The sequence below is a fragment of the Evansella sp. AB-rgal1 genome (genome assembly GCF_041820985.1).
Classification (GTDB): Bacteria; Bacillota; Bacilli; order Bacillales; family Salisediminibacteriaceae; genus Evansella.
Genome location: NZ_JBGUAU010000003.1, coordinates 84,760 through 103,554 on the forward strand (window position 1 = coordinate 84,760; position 18,795 = coordinate 103,554).

General features: G+C 38.4%; 19 protein-coding genes and 2 riboswitches. Of the genes, 13 read left to right on the forward strand and 6 right to left on the reverse strand.

What is annotated here, in order from left to right; genetic code table 11:
* Window positions 1-21 precede the first annotated feature (21 nt).
* The 12 genes from ACERII_RS03210 to ACERII_RS03265 all read left to right on the forward strand — a co-directional run bounded on the left by ACERII_RS03210 (window position 22) and on the right by ACERII_RS03265 (window position 10,677).
* Window positions 22-1,173, forward strand: a complete 1,152-nt coding sequence (locus tag ACERII_RS03210) for a CapA family protein (protein ID WP_373639996.1) — start codon at window positions 22-24, stop codon at window positions 1,171-1,173.
* A 688-nt stretch (window positions 1,174-1,861) separates the two neighbouring features.
* Window positions 1,862-1,946: riboswitch (cyclic di-GMP riboswitch) on the forward strand.
* Between the two features lie 117 nt (window positions 1,947-2,063).
* Window positions 2,064-2,426: a DUF192 domain-containing protein gene (locus ACERII_RS03215; RefSeq protein WP_373639997.1), complete on the forward strand. Its 363-nt coding sequence runs from the start codon at window positions 2,064-2,066 to the stop codon at window positions 2,424-2,426.
* A 19-nt stretch (window positions 2,427-2,445) separates the two neighbouring features.
* On the forward strand, window positions 2,446-2,628 hold the full coding sequence (locus tag ACERII_RS03220; RefSeq protein WP_373639998.1) for a Flp family type IVb pilin: 183 nt from the start codon (window positions 2,446-2,448) through the stop codon (window positions 2,626-2,628).
* A gap of 340 nt (window positions 2,629-2,968) precedes the next feature.
* Complete coding sequence (locus ACERII_RS03225) at window positions 2,969-3,481, forward strand: A24 family peptidase (protein ID WP_373639999.1); 513 nt, start codon at window positions 2,969-2,971, stop codon at window positions 3,479-3,481.
* Window positions 3,478-3,861 carry a TadE/TadG family type IV pilus assembly protein gene (locus ACERII_RS03230; RefSeq protein WP_373640000.1) on the forward strand — a complete coding sequence of 128 codons (384 nt, stop codon included), beginning with the start codon at window positions 3,478-3,480 and terminating at the stop codon, window positions 3,859-3,861. Before ACERII_RS03225 ends, ACERII_RS03230 begins: the two co-directional genes overlap by 4 nt.
* Window positions 3,862-3,872: 11 nt before the next feature.
* Window positions 3,873-4,802, forward strand: coding sequence for a pilus assembly protein TadG-related protein (locus tag ACERII_RS03235; RefSeq protein WP_373640001.1), 930 nt, complete (start codon window positions 3,873-3,875; stop codon window positions 4,800-4,802).
* A gap of 10 nt (window positions 4,803-4,812) precedes the next feature.
* Window positions 4,813-5,508, forward strand: a complete 696-nt coding sequence (cpaB, locus tag ACERII_RS03240; RefSeq protein ID WP_373640002.1) for a Flp pilus assembly protein CpaB — start codon at window positions 4,813-4,815, stop codon at window positions 5,506-5,508.
* A gap of 34 nt (window positions 5,509-5,542) precedes the next feature.
* A complete protein-coding gene (locus tag ACERII_RS03245) occupies window positions 5,543-6,355 on the forward strand; it encodes a CpaE/TadZ family protein (RefSeq protein ID WP_373640004.1) in 813 nt (270 codons plus the stop codon).
* A gap of 14 nt (window positions 6,356-6,369) precedes the next feature.
* Window positions 6,370-7,803, forward strand: coding sequence for a TadA family conjugal transfer-associated ATPase (locus ACERII_RS03250; RefSeq protein ID WP_373640006.1), 1,434 nt, complete (start codon window positions 6,370-6,372; stop codon window positions 7,801-7,803).
* Complete coding sequence (locus tag ACERII_RS03255) at window positions 7,800-8,765, forward strand: type II secretion system F family protein (RefSeq protein ID WP_373640007.1); 966 nt, start codon at window positions 7,800-7,802, stop codon at window positions 8,763-8,765. The genes ACERII_RS03250 and ACERII_RS03255 overlap by 4 nt, the downstream gene beginning before the upstream one ends.
* A gap of 4 nt (window positions 8,766-8,769) precedes the next feature.
* Window positions 8,770-9,681 carry a type II secretion system F family protein gene (locus ACERII_RS03260; RefSeq protein ID WP_373640009.1) on the forward strand — a complete coding sequence of 304 codons (912 nt, stop codon included), beginning with the start codon at window positions 8,770-8,772 and terminating at the stop codon, window positions 9,679-9,681.
* Between the two features lie 96 nt (window positions 9,682-9,777).
* Window positions 9,778-10,677 (forward strand): SDR family oxidoreductase, encoded by a 900-nt coding sequence (locus ACERII_RS03265; protein ID WP_373640010.1) that lies wholly within the window; start codon window positions 9,778-9,780, stop codon window positions 10,675-10,677.
* A 40-nt stretch (window positions 10,678-10,717) separates the two neighbouring features.
* Here the strand turns inward: ACERII_RS03265 and ACERII_RS03270 are convergent, their stop codons facing one another.
* From ACERII_RS03270 to ACERII_RS03295, 6 genes are all read right to left on the reverse strand, one after another.
* Window positions 10,718-11,686, reverse strand: a complete 969-nt coding sequence (locus tag ACERII_RS03270; RefSeq protein ID WP_373640011.1) for a Gfo/Idh/MocA family protein — start codon at window positions 11,684-11,686, stop codon at window positions 10,718-10,720.
* Window positions 11,687-11,877: 191 nt separating this feature from the next.
* Window positions 11,878-12,879, reverse strand: coding sequence for an ABC transporter substrate-binding protein (locus tag ACERII_RS03275; RefSeq protein WP_373640013.1), 1,002 nt, complete (start codon window positions 12,877-12,879; stop codon window positions 11,878-11,880).
* A gap of 2 nt (window positions 12,880-12,881) precedes the next feature.
* Window positions 12,882-13,628 carry an ABC transporter permease gene (locus ACERII_RS03280; protein ID WP_373640015.1) on the reverse strand — a complete coding sequence of 249 codons (747 nt, stop codon included), beginning with the start codon at window positions 13,626-13,628 and terminating at the stop codon, window positions 12,882-12,884.
* Window positions 13,625-14,401 carry an ABC transporter ATP-binding protein gene (locus ACERII_RS03285; protein ID WP_373640016.1) on the reverse strand — a complete coding sequence of 259 codons (777 nt, stop codon included), beginning with the start codon at window positions 14,399-14,401 and terminating at the stop codon, window positions 13,625-13,627. Before ACERII_RS03285 ends, ACERII_RS03280 begins: the two co-directional genes overlap by 4 nt.
* Window positions 14,394-15,068, reverse strand: a complete 675-nt coding sequence (tenA, locus tag ACERII_RS03290) for a thiaminase II (RefSeq protein ID WP_373640201.1) — start codon at window positions 15,066-15,068, stop codon at window positions 14,394-14,396. The genes ACERII_RS03285 and tenA overlap by 8 nt, the downstream gene beginning before the upstream one ends.
* 222 nt (window positions 15,069-15,290) lie before the next feature.
* The gene (locus tag ACERII_RS03295; protein ID WP_373640018.1) at window positions 15,291-16,574 is read right to left on the reverse strand and encodes an acetylornithine deacetylase; all 1,284 of its coding nucleotides are present in this window, start codon (window positions 16,572-16,574) and stop codon (window positions 15,291-15,293) included.
* 160 nt (window positions 16,575-16,734) lie between these two features.
* Window positions 16,735-16,837: riboswitch (TPP riboswitch) on the reverse strand.
* Between the two features lie 248 nt (window positions 16,838-17,085).
* Between ACERII_RS03295 and ACERII_RS03300 the strand changes: the two genes are divergently transcribed.
* The gene (locus ACERII_RS03300; RefSeq protein ID WP_373640020.1) at window positions 17,086-18,774 is read left to right on the forward strand and encodes a choice-of-anchor L domain-containing protein; all 1,689 of its coding nucleotides are present in this window, start codon (window positions 17,086-17,088) and stop codon (window positions 18,772-18,774) included.
* Window positions 18,775-18,795 lie beyond the last annotated feature (21 nt).

Here is an 18,795-nt window from a genome sequence, read left to right on the forward strand (position 1 = left end):
ACAGCATATTGGAGTGATTTCATGAATTTCGCACGTATATTGATATTGTTATTTGTTTTTCTTGTTGGATGTCAAAATGTAGTAAACGAAGGAAATGAACAAACCTTTACAAAAGAACCATCACTTATAGGAAATATGTCAGAAAGGTCTAATCAAGAGCGTGATGATATTGATGTAGAACGAAGATGGGAGTCCACCATCACTATCGGTGCTATTGGAGATGTACTTATTCATGATCGTGTTTACGATAGGGCAAAAGTGGGGGAAGGAAAATATGATTTTTCACCAAGCTTTGAAGAAGTAGCTGATTTATTGCATTCACCAGACTTTTTAATGGCTAATATGGAATCCATGCCTGGTGGTGTGGAGTTAGGATTGTCTGGTTATCCACTTTTCAATAGTCCTCAAGAGATTGTAACTGATTTACAGAACGTAGGGGTAGATATGATGATTGGTGCAAACAATCACACTATTGATCGTGGATTAAAAGCAGTTAATAACGCATTAGATTTGTATGATGTAGTAGGTATGGATTATGTTGGGGTATACCGAGATCAAGAAGACCGAAATACGGATCGAATTGTTTCTATAGAGGATATTTCCTTAGGAGTATTAGCATATACATACGGAACGAATGGAATTCCTATTCCATCAGGACATGAGTATGTCGTTCCTTTAATTAATAAAGATCAAATTACAAAAGATGTGGAACGATTACGTGAAAAAGTCGATGTACTCATCGTCCATATGCATTGGGGAACCGAGTATATTCGTGAACCTAATCAAAATCAGAGAGATTTGGCACAGTTTTTAGCTGAACTAGAAGTTGATATTGTCTTTGGTCATCATCCTCATGTGCTACAACCAATTGATGTGATAAAAAATGAGGAAACAGGACATGAAACTACGGTCTTTTATTCGTTGGGTAATTTCTTTTCAGGGCAATATTTTGAGTTCACTGATATAGGTGGCGTTGCTACAGTGGAGGTAACAAAAGAAACCGTGGGTAATGAATCCACCGTTACTATCACTACTCCACAAATCGAGCCTACTGTAGTGATTCTTGATGATATTTATCGAGTGAAGCCTATGGAAGCTACAGATGGGTCTCCTATCACAGGTACAACGTTTGAGGATGTGTTGGAGCATACGATGATTTATATGGGAGAGTAAAACATAATACATGGAGGCTGGGACATAAAAATGGAGTAAAGACAACTATGTATACTACGTACAACTCATTTTGGAAGGTGTTGCTCCGAAGAAATCTAATTCCTGTGAAACGAAGCAAACAGAGTGTGCCGATAAACGAGTTGGTATTGATATAGGGGCATCCATCGTAAACTAAGTAGATTAGAACCCCACTCCTTTAGGTGTGAGAGTATCAGATGTTCTAATCGAGGTAGTAACTCCAGCGAGGATAGACTTGGTCAACAGGAGTATTGTGTTGTCTTGTAAGACCTAGATCATGATGAATAGGGGTGTGACTATATACCTATAATAAGCCAAGTGTGCGTTACTAAAGTAGCTAATACAAATACAATAATGTATCATTTTTGACTTGAAAGGGCGTAATTTTTTAAAAAATATGGGCATTTATGTTTGTTTTTTCTCTTTTTGTTCAAAAGCAAAAAATAGGCTGTTATAACTAGTAATTATGTAATAAATTGAAAAAATCTATAGTTATGTGAAAAAAGTACCAACTAATGTAACGAGAGGGCATAGTTATATTTGTTACTTTCTTAAAGATTGTCAATTTTGTCGAAAAAACGTGTAAAAAAAATGAGTATAATGTTGGATTTTGTATTTCTTTGTTCTCATCTATCATTTAATTAAGAGTTCAGTCGGACAAAACGCTGATTCTCGATAAAGGCAAAGCTGGTGAAAACCAGTGACGCAAAGCTATAGGGGCTTCGGTGGAAACACAAAGCTAGCCAGTTACCGAAAGAACAGGGAGTAATTTCTTCTATATAATGAAAGCAGAGTTTATTTACTCAGCTTATTTATTCTGAAGAATTACGAGGAAGTACCCCCGCTTTCGGTAGAGGCGGGGGTATTTTTTATTGCTTGGAGGTGAAGCATTGAAATTAGTAAACCTGGGTAACGACAGGGTAATAGCCGCAAACGTTAACCAAGCGTATAGCTTTTTTAAGAGATTAAAAGGCTTAATGTTTACAAAAAAGCTTCCCATAGGTGATGGATTACACATTAAACCCTGCCCATCGGTTCACACCTACTTTATGAATTATGCAATCGATATTCTATACATTAATAAGGATAATCAGGTTGTAGCTATCGATGAAGCATTAGCACCAGGAAAAGTAGGTAAGCGGTACAAAGGTGCACACTCAGTTGTGGAGTTATCAGCCGGTACAGTCAAAAGGTCCGAGACAAAAGTCGGACAAAAAATGAAATTTATAAAATAAAAAGAGGAGCGTGTAAATTATGTTAGTAAACAAACTTAAAGCGTTAGTAGTAGAAGAAGAAGGACAAGGTATGGCGGAGTATGCTTTAGTATTAGGAGTTATAGCTGTTGGGGTTGTAGCTTTATTGTCGGGATTCGGAGAAACAATAAAAGGATTATTTGAAAGTATTATAGGAGAATTTGAGGCTGAAGTAGGGGAATAAACCTTAATTGTTCACTATTTAGAATTTTATAAATATGTAAATGGAATGAGACTGGGACATAACGAAAGTGTAACATTGAAAAGACGAACGATAGGTAACCTAGCGGAGGAAAGATACGAAGACTCCGGCGGGATCAAAAGGCAAGGGAGAGACCCCAAGCGTGCTTAAGCGCTCGGCGGCTCACCAGCTCACCAGCCGCCCGCGGAAAGCGCAGTATCTTTCTGCAGAGGATAGTATACCAAGCATCATTTCGTTCGGATTTCTCTTTGCTGAAAACACTTTTGTTCCAGCCTCATTTTTTCTACAAAAATTACTTCGATTTAGAAAGGAAGATAGCAAGATGTTATTACTGAATTTTTTACTAATTGCTGTCCTCACTGTATGTGTTATTACTGATTTAAAAAACAGGAAAATTTACAACAAAGTAATTTTTCCAGCACTTATTATTGCTCTCCTTCTTAACGCAATCTTCTATGGTTGGTCAGGAATATCCAGTAGTTTACTAGGGTTTGTAGTTGGTCTAGGTATTCTTCTTATTCCGTATTTACTAGGAGGAATGGGTGCAGGGGATGTTAAGTTATTAGCACTTATTGGTGCGATACACGGAATTACATTTGTATTAACGACAGCTGTATATATGGCATTAATTGGTGCTGTGATAGGGTTGTGGATGCTTCTTTTTAGAAAAGGACTATTCCGTAGGATAAAAGCACTCTTCTATACAATTTTAGGCTTAAGACACGGGATAAATCCGAATATCGACTTTCATAATCGAATTGCATTTCCTTATGGGGTTGCAATAGCAGGTGGTGCATTTCTAGCCTTCTTTCTAAAAGGAGTTGTTTTCTTATGATACGGGAAGAAAAAGGACAATCGTTAGTGGAATTTGCTTTAGTAATTCCCATTTTACTGATTGTTCTTATTGGTATTTTTGATATAGGTAGAATGCTTTACACATATACGGGGTTACATTTCACAACACAAGAAACAGTTAGAATTGGATCCTTTGGTCGAACAGATAGTGAGCTAGAACTTTTTGCTAGGGAAAACTTCAGTGCTGGCGATGCGACTAAGCTAGAAGTTTTTATAAGTCCTTCCATAGAATCGAGAAGAACAGGGGAATACCTTACTGTGAGATTAGAATATCCAATTGAAACATTGATGCCTTTTGTAAGTAATCTTTTATCGAGAGCAATCGTATTAAAGAGTGATTCAACCATTCGAATTGAATGAGAGGATAAACGATGAAAAAACATATAATGAAACTCATAAAAAGTGAAAATGGCAATATTCTTGTATTTGTTTCTTTTGCTTTTACGGGATTATTAATGTTAGCGGGATTAGTTATTGATGGTGGAAATTTATATGCCACGAAAAGTCACTTACAAAAGGTAGCAAATGCAGCTGCTTTATCAGGAGCACAAGGATTAGCTAAGAATGGAGAAGTAAATGCAAGACAGACAGTAAATGAAATTCTTGGTCTTCATGAAGAAGAAAGTAGTCTTATAGGGGAACCTGATATTCAGCCAACCAGTGTAAAAGTTTATCTTAGCAAGCCAGTCTCCCTTGCGTTTTCTAAGTTACTTGGAAAAGAATCCGTAACGATATCAGCAAGTGCAACGGCAAGTATAGGAGCAATTGGACATGCTTATGGTGCTGCTCCTTTAGGGATACATGAAGATATAGAGTTAGAATTTTACGATCCAGAAAATCCTGGAGAACCGTATCCTTTACATGTTGGTTCCTCTAATGGAACGATAGGTAATTATGGGATTTTGCAATTGAATAGGCCTGGTGCTCCTGACTACTATCGTTATTTAGATGAAGGTTTTGATCAGTTGCTGAGTATAGGTGATAAATTAGCAACCGAAACAGGGGTAAAGGCAGGAACAAAGAGTATTATTGATAACAAGGTGGACAGTTGTAGTAGTGTCGACGAACCTAATTGTTCGAGAATCTTGTTAGTTCCCGTATATAAAGACTCGAGATATCAGAACAACAAGCTTATTGAAGTAGAAGTTACTGGATTTGCTTATTTCTATATCGCAGAACGGATGAGTAGTAGTGATACGTCTATAAAAGGCTATTATATTAGAGATGTTAGTTCAAATAAAACGTTTATTGGTGAAGGTGCAAGAGATAAAGGAGCATACAGCATTAGATTAACGGAGTAGGTGAAGAAATATGAGATCAAAAATGGTCTTACTATTAGCATTAGTTATGGGAATCATTTCTACCGTCTTGTTTTTCCAATACATTCAACAATACGGACAGGCCGAGGATGTAATGGTACGACAAGAACCAATGGCTACAGTTGTTACTGCACGTGAAAAAATTACTATGAATCAACTGATTTCCGTAGATGTACTTGAAATGACGGAAGTACCAGAACAAGGTTTACATCCATCTACAGTAATGACCATGGCGGATCTGGAAGGCCAATTTGCTACAACAGATATAGAGCAGGGTGAGGTAATCTTGACACACAGAATGAAATCTGAGAAAGAAGAGAATAGGTTTGTGTCGAGAAAAGTTCAAGAAGGAAATAGAGCTGTTTCAATCAATGTAAACTATGTTCAATCCGTTTCCACCCTTATTGAGCCAGAAGATTTTGTGGATGTTATTTTAACGGAAGAGAAAAAGGGAGAAGAGGAAGTCTCTACATATGAGACTTCTGTAGTTTTAGAAGAAGTACGTGTATTATCGGTGGGTAGAAAAATGATTCCTCCAACATCAGGAACAGAGGAGCATATAGAATACAATGCAGTAACATTAGAGTTATCTCCTGATGATGCTCGAGAAATAATTAATGCATCCTATAAAGGCCCATTACAGCTAATCTTACATTCTAGTCTTATTCATGAAGACAATACGAAATAGTAACACTGAGGTAATGTATAAAGGAGGGTTTGCTATGGCAGCAGAAGATAGTAATCAACTAGAGAAGCAAGGAAAGCTCATTGCTGTTTGTAGCGCAAAAGGTGGAATAGGAAAAACACTCATTTCAGTAAATTTAGCTTTAGCTTTCAAGAAGAAAAATCTTGATGTAACGCTAGTAGATGGAGACTTTCAATTTGGGGATGTTTGTTTGGCACTGGACCTAAAGCCAACTTTTTCTATAAAGGATGTTATAGAAGAAATTGATGGGATAAGTGAAGATACAATTATGAACTATACTACAAATCACTTATCCTCTGTTAAGGTTTTAGCGGCACCAGATCGACCTGAATATGCGGAACTTGTTTCAAGTGAGGCTGTTACAATCGTGATTGACGCTCTTTTAAAGCAAAATGATTATGTGATTGTTGATAATGGAACTGGGATACAAGAGCAATCAATGGATATTCTTGATAAAGCGGACGAAATTCTTATCGTAACTAATTTAGAAATGACCGCGCTAAAAAATACGAAGTTATTATTAGAGGCTTTCACACAAATTAATATGCGTGAAAAAGTACAATTAGTTGTGAATCGGTATAATATGGAAAGCTTACTTAAAGCAGACGAAGTATCTAAGATGTTAGGAGAAGCAAATTCTTTTTTTATCCCAAATAATTTTAAAATCGCCTCTCAATCAATGAATTTGGGTATACCTTTTGTGAGTAACCAAGCAAAGTGTGACTTATCAAAGGCAATTTTTAAAATGACAGAATCGATTATATCGAAACAAGCAATCAAACCGAAAGAGAAAAAATCTTTCTTACACAAAATACTACCTAGAAAATAGAGGTGTGACATGATATGAGTCTGTTAACGAGAATAAAAAGCCAAAAGGATTATAGACCTCATACTGCTGTTTCCTCAGAACCAAAAAAGAAAGATGAAGTGGAGGTAGGAATCTCCAACGCATCTGTAAAATCTGTACCTCAAAAACAAGAGACACAAACAAAAAAGAAAAAAGCACCCGCTACGGACAAGCATAAAGAGCTTAAGAATAAATTGCATAAACAAATCCTTCAAGAAATTAAGGATTTGGATGAAGTAGATACACTGATTCCAAAAATAGATGCAATGGCGTTAGAAATCATTAAAGAAGATGAATCCTTTAGGGGAAACTTTGATCGCTCCAAAGTAGTGGAGGAATTAATAAATGATTTAACTGGGTTTGGACCAATTAATCCTCTCCTATTGGATGAAGAAGTTTCAGAAGTTATGGTAAATGGACCGAATCAAGTCTATTGTGAACGAAAAGGAAAGCTTATATTAACAGATGTGGTCTTCCGTGATAATGATCATGTTTTACATGTAATTGAAAAAATTGTTGCTCCTATTGGAAGAAGAATCGATGAGAGCAGTCCCATGGTAGACGCAAGGTTACCAGATGGATCGCGAGTAAATGCAATCATACCTCCACTTGCTTTAAACGGACCAACTATTACTATTCGAAAGTTTGCGAAGGACCCATTTGTGATAGACGATCTCGTTAGGTTTGGAACATTAACAAACGAAATGGCGACATTCCTTGATGCTTGTGTAAAAGCAAGACTGAACATTTTTGTCAGTGGAGGAACAGGATCTGGGAAAACAACAACGTTAAATGTATTATCGAACTTCATACCAAACGATGAGAGGATTGTAACGATAGAAGATGCTGCCGAGCTCCAGTTAGGACAAGAACATGTTGTCTCTCTCGAATCGAGACCTCCGAATATAGAGGGAAAAGGTGCAATAACTATACGAGATTTAGTGAGAAACTCCTTACGAATGCGACCAGACCGAGTCGTAATTGGGGAAGTAAGGGGAGCTGAAGCGTTAGACATGCTACAAGCAATGAATACTGGGCATGATGGGTCACTAGCAACCGGTCACTCTAACAGTCCACGGGATATGATCGCTCGTTTGGAAACGATGGTATTACTTGCTGGAGTTGAGTTACCTGTAAAGGCAATACGTGAACAAATAGCAGGAGCCATCGATGTAATTATTCAACAATCTCGATTAAAGGATGGAACGAGAAAAATTGTGAAAATTACAGAGGTGCAAGGGTTAGAAGGCGACGTTATCGTGTTGCAGGATATTTTCACCTTCGAACAAACAGGACTCGATGATACTGGAAAACTGAAAGGAAGGCTCGTGCCAACTGGGATTAGACCAAAATTTTATGAAAAATTAGAGAGCTCAGGTATTACTATTGCGCCTAATGTATTTATAAAAGAAGAGGAGTGGAAAGGATGAAAAGCTTATTGATAATAACCTTTCTTCTGTTCACTTTCTTCTTATTTACTTTCATCTTTCAAAAGATATTTCTTGCGAAGCACAAACAAATGGAGTTACGAGTAAAGCAATATTTATTGCAGGATGAGAAGGAAGTTTTTGAACCAGTAAAGTTTAAGATGATGCTTGATTTTCGACTTACGAAACAAAGGATAAAGAGAAGATTAGAGAAAAAAGATAAAAATAATCTAATAGAAAAAGAATTAATTCAAGCAGGTATCCCGTTAAAACCAGAAGAGTTTATCATGTTTCGATGGATTTCCATCGCTCTAGTAGCAGGTATTATTTACTTATTTATCAATAGTATTTTTGTATTGCCTCTAGGTGCATTTATAGGTGCAATAATTCCAAAATACATTGTAAAGAACAAAAAAGCAGCTAGGTTGAAAAAGTTCAATGCAGGACTTCCAGAAATGATTTCTACGATTATCGGTGCCTTAAGAGCTGGGTTTAGTTTTCCACAAGCATTACAATCAGTAATGGAGGAGTCAGCTTCCCCTATAAAAGAAGAAATGGCTACAGTACTAAAAGAAATGCAGTACGGAGCAACGGTAGAAGAAGCTTTGAATCATTTAAAGGAACGTATGCCTAGTGAGGATTTAGATATTATGATACAAGCCATTATTATTCAACGTCAGGTGGGCGGCAACTTAGCTACTGTTCTAGAGACGATTGTACAAACCATCCGAGATCGTATTAAAATACAAGGTCAAATTAGTACGTTAACAGCACAAGGTAGGATGTCCGGAATGGTAGTTGGCCTTTTACCTGTTGTACTAGGTGGTCTTATCTTTATTATTGAACCTAATTATATGAGTGTACTGTTTACACACCCCATTGGGTTAGTTCTTATTGGAATTGCCTCTGTTTCATGTATTCTAGGCTTTGTATTTATTCGAAAACTAACAACAATTGAGGTGTAATTCTATGATAATAATGACCTATATTTCAAGCCTATTGTTACTTGTACTTGGAATCGTTTTATGGAGAAAGGAAAAGCGGCTACTAATTAATGGCAGACTCCAATCAGTTTTTCAAGAGCAACGGAGTATTATTGAATCTGATGATGATATGAGTAAACTGTCTTTTTCAAAAAGAGTCATTATTCCTACTTGGAAAAAGATGAAACGATCTTTTCAGAAAAACATCGATAGCGAGAAACAAGAAAAATTAGAGAATAAGCTTCTCCAAGCGGGAAATCCATTTAGAATGACAGCGGTGGAGTTCCGATTCGTCCAACTTATCTTATTTTCTCTTTTGCCTATGATCGCTGGGGGCTATGGGTATATGCTAAATATGGATATTAGTAGAGTTCTCCTCTTTGTACTGATAGGTTTTCTTATTGCACTTTTTTATCCTTCCTATTATTTGAAGCAAAAAACGAATGCTCGAAATAAACAAGCGATGAGAGAGTTACCTGACTTTATTGATCTTGTTACTGTTAGTATTGAAGCGGGATTGGGCTTTGATTCTGCGCTAAGTAAGGTAGTAGAAAAACGAGATGGGGTTTTGTCAGATGAATTTCAAAGGTGCTTAGAGGAAGTGAGACTTGGAAAAACAAGACGTGAGGCACTTACTGGAATTAAGCAACGATTAACCGCTGAGGATGTGCAAACTCTCATTGGAAGTATTATTCAAGCGGAACAGTTAGGCATAGGGATGGTGCAAATTTTGCGTGTTCAATCAGATGAGATACGCCAAAAAAGAAAGCAACGTGCAGAGGAACAGGCAATGAAAGCACCAATTAAAATGTTGTTTCCTCTAGTTTTGTTTATCTTTCCATGTATTTTTATCGTATTATTAGGACCTGCTATTATACAAATATTTGAAACTTTTTAATAAGGGATAAGGTTAGAAAATCCTTTTTCACTTAAGCCATGCCCAGTGAATAGGCTATATGGTAAATCACCTATGAAATAAGGAGGGGGAATTCCCTTGTATCCTTTTTACCCTTATTATGATAAGAAAGTAAAGTGTGAAGACCAGCCTATTTCTTTTCCACCTCAACACCAGGAGCAACACCCAGGGTATGAACATGAAATGAAACCTAGACCAATTGCAGAGAATCCTAATTATACAGGATCTAATAAGCTAAAAGACCAAGTCGCTATTATTACTGGTGGAGACAGTGGTATTGGAAGAGCAACTGCCATTGCCTTTGCAAAAGAAGGGGCTCATATCGTTATCCCTTATTATAATGAGCATCAAGATGCAGAAGAGACGAAGCAAAGAATTGAGCAGCTTGGTCGAAGGTGTTTGACGATTTCTGGAGATCTTAGTGAAGAGCACGTATGTCAGCACGTAGTAAATGAAACGATGAATTATTTTAAGAGAATTGATACGTTAATAAATAATGTTGCAGTGCAATATCCGAAGGAATCCATATTAGATATTTCAGCAGAACAACTGGAATATACGTTTAAAGTAAACATATTTTCCTTTTTTTATATGACAAAAGCAGCATTACCGCACATGAAAGCAGGGAGCAGTATCATCAACACTTCTTCGGTAACAGCATACAGAGGTCATGAAAAACTGATCGACTACTCGGCAACGCAAGGAGCTGTCGTTACCTTCACAAGATCGATGTCGAAATCGTTAGCGGAAGATGGTATTCGAGTGAATGCAGTAGCTCCAGGTCCAATTTGGACACCACTAATACCATCATCGTTTTCCGAAGATGAAGTGAAAACATTCGGCACAAATACACCAATGAAAAGACCTGGCCAACCATTTGAGTTAGCGCCTACCTTTGTTTATTTAGCTTCTACGGATTCTTGCTATGTGACAGGGCAAGTATTGCATGTAAATGGAGGGGAAATGGTAGGATCGTAAGTTACGAGGGGAGGATTCCCTTACTTCCTCCCCATGTAAATTATAGAATTACAGGCTTACCAGATTTAGCTGATTCATTTGCCGCAACAGCCACCTGCTGTGATTTCCACGCATCAGCATACGTTGATAGAATTCCTGATGTATCCCCTGTTCGCAAGGCATGTAAAAATGCATTCGTTTCTGTTTCATATGGATTGGACTGGTTTTTGTATTCTGTCTTTCGTCCTACTGCGGTTTCGATTAAATTCCCTTGGTCCACTTCCAAAACCCCTTGATCGGTATAAATATGTAATCCATTTTTACCACCAGCAGGGAGTATACATGTATTAGAAATGGTAGCGACAGAACCATTCTCCATCTTCATCGTCACAGTACCAACATCGGCAACATCCACACCAGTTTCTTTTTCGTGTAAAACTCGATTGGAAAAAGCTGCATAAACTTCTTTTACGTCACCAACTAAGTATCGAAGTAAATCTACAATATGTGTTGTCTGTTCCACAAACTGACCTCCAGATCCATCTTGTTTTCTCCACCAATAAACTCCTGGCATATTCCCCATCCAGTATCCTAACGACATTCCAATGGTTTGTTCTTGTAGAAGTAATTTCGCACGTTGCGCACTATCGTGGTATCGAAAGTGATAACCGACGGAAGTTATTAGGTTTTTGTTTTTGATTGCATCGAGAATGAGAGATGGCGTTTGTAAGTCTGTGCTTAATGGTTTTTCCACAAAAAACGGGATATTGTGCTCGACTGCAGCTAATTCTATCTCTCCATGGGCAAACGGTGGTACACAAATATAAAGAGCGTCAAGCTTCTGATCCTCTAGCAAGGTGTGAATCGACTCATACCCTTTTGCACTGGAAAACTGCTGTGCCATTTTATCTGCTTTCACTTGGGAAGACCCACAAATTCCAGAGATATTCACATCCTCTATTTTGCTTAGAATTTCAGCGTGCATTTTCGAAAACCAACCCGTTCCTACAAGGCCAATGTTCAATGTCATCATATATCCCTCCTATTTATTCTACCTTTCATTATATAGGAAAGAGGAATCATAGAAAGGGAAAATGAGAATGTTTTCAAAGAAATGAAAGTTCGCAGAATGTACTAAGAATACTTTCTTACTCAACAGCAACGTTTAACAGAGCATAAAAAAGAGACCCAAAGGAAAAAATGGGCCTCTATCTTATGGTCTCACTCTACAATATTCACAAAAATCTCATCCAAATTCGGCTCTTCCTCAATCAACCCGAACTCTAACATCCAATCGATCGTCTCTTGCCAAGACTCAGCATCCTGACTTCCGAAACCATTTGCAGACTCCATTTTTGGTAATAAGATTTGTAAGCTTTCTTTTTCTACAGATTCCACTAATGAAAAGTTCGCTTCATCTTGGTTATCTAATAAAATTTGCAACGCCTCATCAGGGTTTTCCACCATAAACTCATACCCCTTTGTTGCTCCACGCCAGAAAGCTTTGATTAGCTCTGAATCACTCTCCCACGTAGCATCATTCGTTACAAACACTAACTCATAGAAACTAGGAACTCCATAATCAACAGGATTAAAATAACGAGTTTCATGACCATCATGACGTAACACAGGAACCTCATGATTGATGTACGCCCCTGTTACCGCATCTACACGTCCACTAACAATAGAAGAACCTAGTTCAAATCCAACATCCACCATAGTTACATTATCAGGATTCCCACCATCATTCGCAACCATCGTTTTAATTAACGCTTCATTTACTGGGATTCCAGGATAACCAACAGTTTTCCCTTCCAGATCACTCGGAGATTGAATCTCACTATCCTCTAAGAAAATCGTATGATTTAGAGGGGATCTTACAATTGCCCCAATGGATTTCACCGGCACATCTTGATTCGCACGAGCAGTAACCACATCAGGCTGATAGGTAATCCCTAACGTAATTTGCCCTGCCGCAGCCAGATTAATAGGGTCCGTAGGATTAGCCGGGAATTGAATATTTACTTTTATCCCTTCTTCTTCAAAAAAACCACGTTCAATTGCAGTATATAAGTAGCTGTGTACTGCATTCGGGTACCAATCCAACATAATATCGATTTCCGTTAGCTCCGCCTCATCGGCGTTCCCGCCTTGTGCTTCACCATCTCCACAAGCCACAAGCAATAATAACAGTGTAAAACTTAACAATAATAATTTTTTCATTTTCATTTCCTCCATTTAAATGCAAGTTTTTCTAGTAAATTAACAAACAAAAACAACACAATTCCTACAATTGATAACAGTACAATCGGTGCAAATACCCCTGCACCATCAAACTGTGTCATCATTCTACGGCTAAAATAGCCAAGTCCTGCTTGAGCACCGAGCCATTCTCCAATGGCAGCACCAATAACACTTAGTGTTACTGCCACTTTTAACCCAGAGAAAAAATGTGGTAATGCCGATGGTACATCAAGCTTAAAGAAGATATCTTTCCTTGTTGCCCCCATCGTATATAGTAAATCCCGTAACTCCTTGTTGCTGGACCGAAGTCCATCAAACGTATTCACCGTTATAGGGAAAAACGTAATAAGTAATGTAACTGCAACCTTACTCCAAATAGAATAGCCAAACCAAAGAACGAAGATTGGTGCTAAAGCAATGATTGGGATGGTTTGAGATGCAATCAGTATAGGGTAAAACGCCTTTTCAGCTGTTTTACTAGTATTCATCCAAACTGCTAACCCAACACCTAACAGGATCGATAGAAGAAGTCCTGTTAAAATAACAGATAACGTTGCGGGAAGATGTCCTATAAGTAAGACACTCCGCAAATCCCATAGCTTTACAGCTACTTGAGTCGGTGATGGCAATATAAAAGCTAAACCTATGATTCTAGCAACAACTTCCCAAAGTACGAGTCCGGTTAGTATAAGGAGAGCTGGCGCAATATAATCTTTCCATTGTTTCATGGCAACACCCTCGATCGTAGCTGGTCGATTAAATACTCTTTTAGCTCAATAACCTTCGTCTTATGGATATCTTTTAATTGTCGAGGTCTTTCAAGAGGAACCTTCAACTCATAAAACTGCTGGATAGGAGCTTCGGTAAAAACAAATACTCGATCTGCCAAAAATAATGCTTCATCTACGTCATGAGTTATGAAGAGAACGGTAGATTTATATTTTTCCCATTGGTTTAGAAGCCATTCCTGCATGTTTAAACGAGTAATTGCATCTAGAGAACTAAACGGTTCATCCAGCAAAAGTACATTAGACCCACTTAGTACGGTTCGCAAAAAGGATACTCGTTGTCTCATACCGCCAGATAAGTCACTTGGATATTTGTTTTCTACCCCGGTTAAACCGAACTCATCAAGGAGTTGTCGCACCTGAGTTTGTGCCTCTTTTTTCGGAATTCCTTTTATCTCTAACGGCAGAGCGGCATTATCCATAATTGTTCGCCATGGCATAAGTAGATCTTGTTGCGGCATATATCCAACTTTTCCGAGACGTTTTTCTTCGTTTTCACCGTTTAATAAAATACTTCCAATAGTTGGTTGCATAAGACCTGTCACTAATTTAAAGAGAGTCGTCTTTCCTGAACCACTAGGTCCAATAATGCATACAAACTCTCCTGTATTCACTTGGAAATCAAGGTTATCGAAAATAACCTTTTCATCCGATCCTTTTGAAGGTGGATAGGTAAAGCTAATTTTTTCGAATTGTAATGCTGGCTTACTCATTGATTGGCCACATTTCCTCGTTGTAAGACATATCCCAGAACATATACTCAAAACGAGTGGTATTTAAGAAAATTTCTTCGAGTTTCTCAAGCTCCGCATCTGACTTTCCTTCTGTAAGTTCATCTAGTAGATTGATACACCATTTCGCGAGGTCGCCAAACTCGTTAGAACTGTACATTTGGATCCATTCTCCATAAAATTCATGATCACTTGCTCCAGGTACTTCATTTAACTCTTTCCCGATCTCCCAATAGCTCCACATGCAAGGTAGAAGTGCTGCAACAAGCTCCGCAAGTGTACCGTTTTGCCCAACGTGAAGCATGTAATGAGTATACGCAAGAGTCGTTGGAGAAGGATCTGCCTTTTCAAACTCTTCTTCTGAAATCCCAAACTTCTTTCCATATTCACGGTGTAACGACATTTCTTCATTTAATGTAGAATCTAATAAGTTAGCAAACTTCCCCATCGTCTCCACATCTGTTGCCTTAACCGCACCAATAGCAAACAGCTTTGCATAATCAATTAAATACAAATAATCCTGCACCATAAAGAAACGAAACTTCTCTTTATCCAGCGTACCATCCCCAATCCCCCTAACAAACGGATGAGCATGATTCTGTCTCCAAATCGGCTGCAACTTATCATATAAACGCTCACTAAACTTCATAGTCATAACGAAACACCCCTCTAATAAAATCTAAGTTTGATATATCACTCACAAACCTTTCACAAACCTTTCACCGGTCAACCATTCACCGGTCTGGTCCCCGAACTTTTGTTCCGGGACCAGACCCCCGACAATTTTGTGAACATATCCAAATTGTTCACAAATTCGTACGGTCCCAGGTCCCTGAACTTTTTGTGACAATACAAAACACACTGTATTTTCTTATTTCTTTGTATTAGCCCACTCATAAATAAACGTTAATAGCACTTTCGTATATTCCACTAGCTGTTTAATAGAAACTTGCTCATTCACTGCATGGGCATTTTGCAAATCGCCAGGACCGTATATAACTGTAGGAATACCTTCTGCACCAAGCCAACCACCGTCGGTAACAGTTGGGGAAACATCCACTACCGCTTCAGAACCTACGATACCTTGGTGCTTCTTAGCCAACAACTGAACTCCTTCATTTGCAGGATCCACCGCTAGTGAAGGGAATATCTCTCCACGATCCTCAATCATGGAAGTTCCACCCCATTCAAACCTAGGTAAATTGTCTTTCAACCAAGGATCCCCTTTTGCCACATTCAAAATATGTTCCTCAATCTCTCGACTCACTTCTTCATGATTCTCATTCGGATAAAAATGAACAGTAATCCATAATCGGCACTCATCTGCAATGAAAGCGGCATGACGTCCGCCCTCAATTACAGCAGGATTAATCGTATTTGCTCCAGGTGGACAACCAGGGTAACTCTTTGTCACTGCCCAGTGTCTTTCTAAATCTTGCAAACCTTGAATCACTTTTGTCATCTTTTCAATGGCACTAGCACCAATTAGACCACCACCAGCATGAATCATATTGCGGCGAGTTGCATCGTGAAATGTTCTCTCACTTTTAATCGTAATCCACCCAGTAATAACGCCACCTTGTCCTTGAATATGTAAATCACTCGTGTCTACCACAATCGCAAAATCTGCCTTCGCGCCACCGTTACGCTTACAGCATTGCAACGTTCCTGCTTCCCCGACTTCTTCTCCAATCACTGATTGAAATGAAAGATCACCAGGAAATTTCACTCCTTTCTCTCGAAGTAATCTCAGAGCAAAGAGTGCACCAGCTAAGCCACCTTTCATATCAGCGGCTCCACGACCAATAACATATCCATCACGGACAATTGGAGTGAAAGGGTCTAATTCCCAAGCTTCATCAGGACTTACCTCTGCAACATCAACATGACCATTAATAATGAGACTCTTATAACGCCCACTATCTGTGCCCTTTAAAAACCCCACAACATTGGGATCGTTCGGATACACATCCCACATATCAATCTCAAAACCTAGATGACTCAAATACTCAGCTACAAAGTCCTGTGCTTCTTTCGTGTTCCGAGCAGGTGGAGCAGGAGTTTCATAGGAAATGAGTGTCTTCAGTAACTCAATCATCTCATCCTGCCGAGCGTCCACATCACTAAGGAGTTCCTCTAACAAGTCTTTATTCATTCAATTTCCCCTCCTTCAAAACTGTCACAAAATCGTACAGTCCCAGGTCCCTGAACTTTTTGTGACAACATACAAAAAAGCCACTTCTTGTTGGAAAGAAGCGGCTTTAAACAACCAAATAATACATGATGCAAAGGGAAACAATGGTCTTTCCCTTTACTATGTCTTTACACTTCTTCCCTACGCTAGTGCGAACTAGATCAGGTTATAAGGGTTAAGACGATCGTCTCTCTCAGCTTTATCAAGCACCCCTAGTAGTGGTACATATGAAATTATTTAAGAGTTTTGAAAATTAACAACTCGCTTATAGTTGTATCATACTATGGAAAGTTCTTCAACTACCTATTACATTTTTTCTCTCTAAGACTTTAGAAAGATATCTAGTTAGTTCGAATTAACTGATTTAGAAAATATACCCAAATTTAATACTTTAGGATAATACTCAAAGGGAAACTGCGGTGCTAGTATTGGTGAGAAGATTCTATAAAACGCACGAAGAGGAGGTAAAATATTGTATAAGAAAAGTTGGAAAATACTTAGCATTTGTTTCCTTTCAGTAATCCTCATAATTGGACAACCAGTACTAGCAAACACAGAAGAGGAAGGTCTTATCGTAACAGACATGAACCAATTAACAAAAGAAAACCTTGTAGAAAGTCTCCTTGGTGAAGGAGTAACAGTTACGAACATATCACTTAAAGGAGTAGATGTATCTTCTGGTTTCTTTACAGGTGGAGAGGATATTATCGGTTTTGATCAAGGAATCATACTAAGTACAGGCTCTGTACATAATGTTATTGGTCCCAACACATCGGATACAATAGCATATGAAACAGGCTTACCAGGTGACGAAGATCTTGATAAATTAATTCCTGGCTATAGGACATATGACGCAACTGTACTAGAATTTGACTTCATTCCGGAAAAAGATAGTATATATTTCCAGTATGTGTTTGCATCTGATGAATACAATGAGTATGTAAATTCTTCATTTAATGATGTCTTTGGCTTTTTTATTAATGGGGAAAACGAAGCAAAGCTTCCTGGTACCGACATTGTTGTTTCTATTAATAATGTGAACGGAGGAGAGCCGTATGGAAGTGACAATGCCTCGAATCCTGAGTTTTACCGTAACAATGATATTGAGAGTGGTGCACCACTCAATACGGAGATGGATGGGTTAACAGTAGTCTTGTCTGTTGAGGCACAAGTGAACGCTGGAGAAGTGAACACAATAAAAATGGCAATTGCCGACGCAGGAGATCGAGACTTAGATTCTAATGTTTTTATTAAAGCTGGTAGCTTCACGGACCGCCCAGAAGAACCAGAGCCAGTAGAACCAGAAGTTCCTGAAGAACCTGAGAACCCATTGGAGTTTGGAGATTGTATCACTGATTGTGAACCCGCAGAACTACCAGTAACAATCACGCCTATATGTACAGAAGAGGAAGGGGTTCATGCTTGGGTAATTACAAATCCTAATGACCAAGAGATTGAAGTGAAATGGGGATCGGAATACCCTGGAACAATTATCGATCACAAGGTTATTGGACCAGGAGAGACAATTATTACAACACCTGAGACAGCGGGAGATACTATTACTCTCGAATTCCCACTATTAACGCAACCAGAAGAAGTTGCAGAAGATAAAGAAGCAGAAGATGAAACAAACCAAGAAAACGAAGAATCCTCTGAAAACGACGGAAACGATGAGGACGAGCAGTCAGAATCAAATGAGGATAGCAATTCAAATGAGAACAACACAGAAACAAATGAAGAAGACACAGCAGACGAAAGCACCAACAATACCGATACAAACGAGGAAAACAATAACTCTCAGACCAACGATGCGACTACATCTTCGAGTGATAATGAAGAGGAAACGGTAGAAGAGGAAGAACGACTATATGAACTAATTCAAATTACCGCTTCTACATCTGATATTGATTGTGAACCATCCAAACCAGAGGAGCCAGAAGCACCAGAAGAAGAGGATGATGAAGAAGAACAACCAGCTCCACCTGTGAAAAAAACAAAACAAGAAACTCCTACGGATAGAGAAGACAAACCTAAAACAATCGACGGTGGAAAGCTTCCAAGAACGTCAAGTCCTTGGTATAACATTTTTGCCGTAAGCACAGTAGGTTTTATATTATCAGGATTCATCCTCATGAGAAGAGTAAAACGAAGAATTTATTAAAAAACATTCCAACGCGAGGTG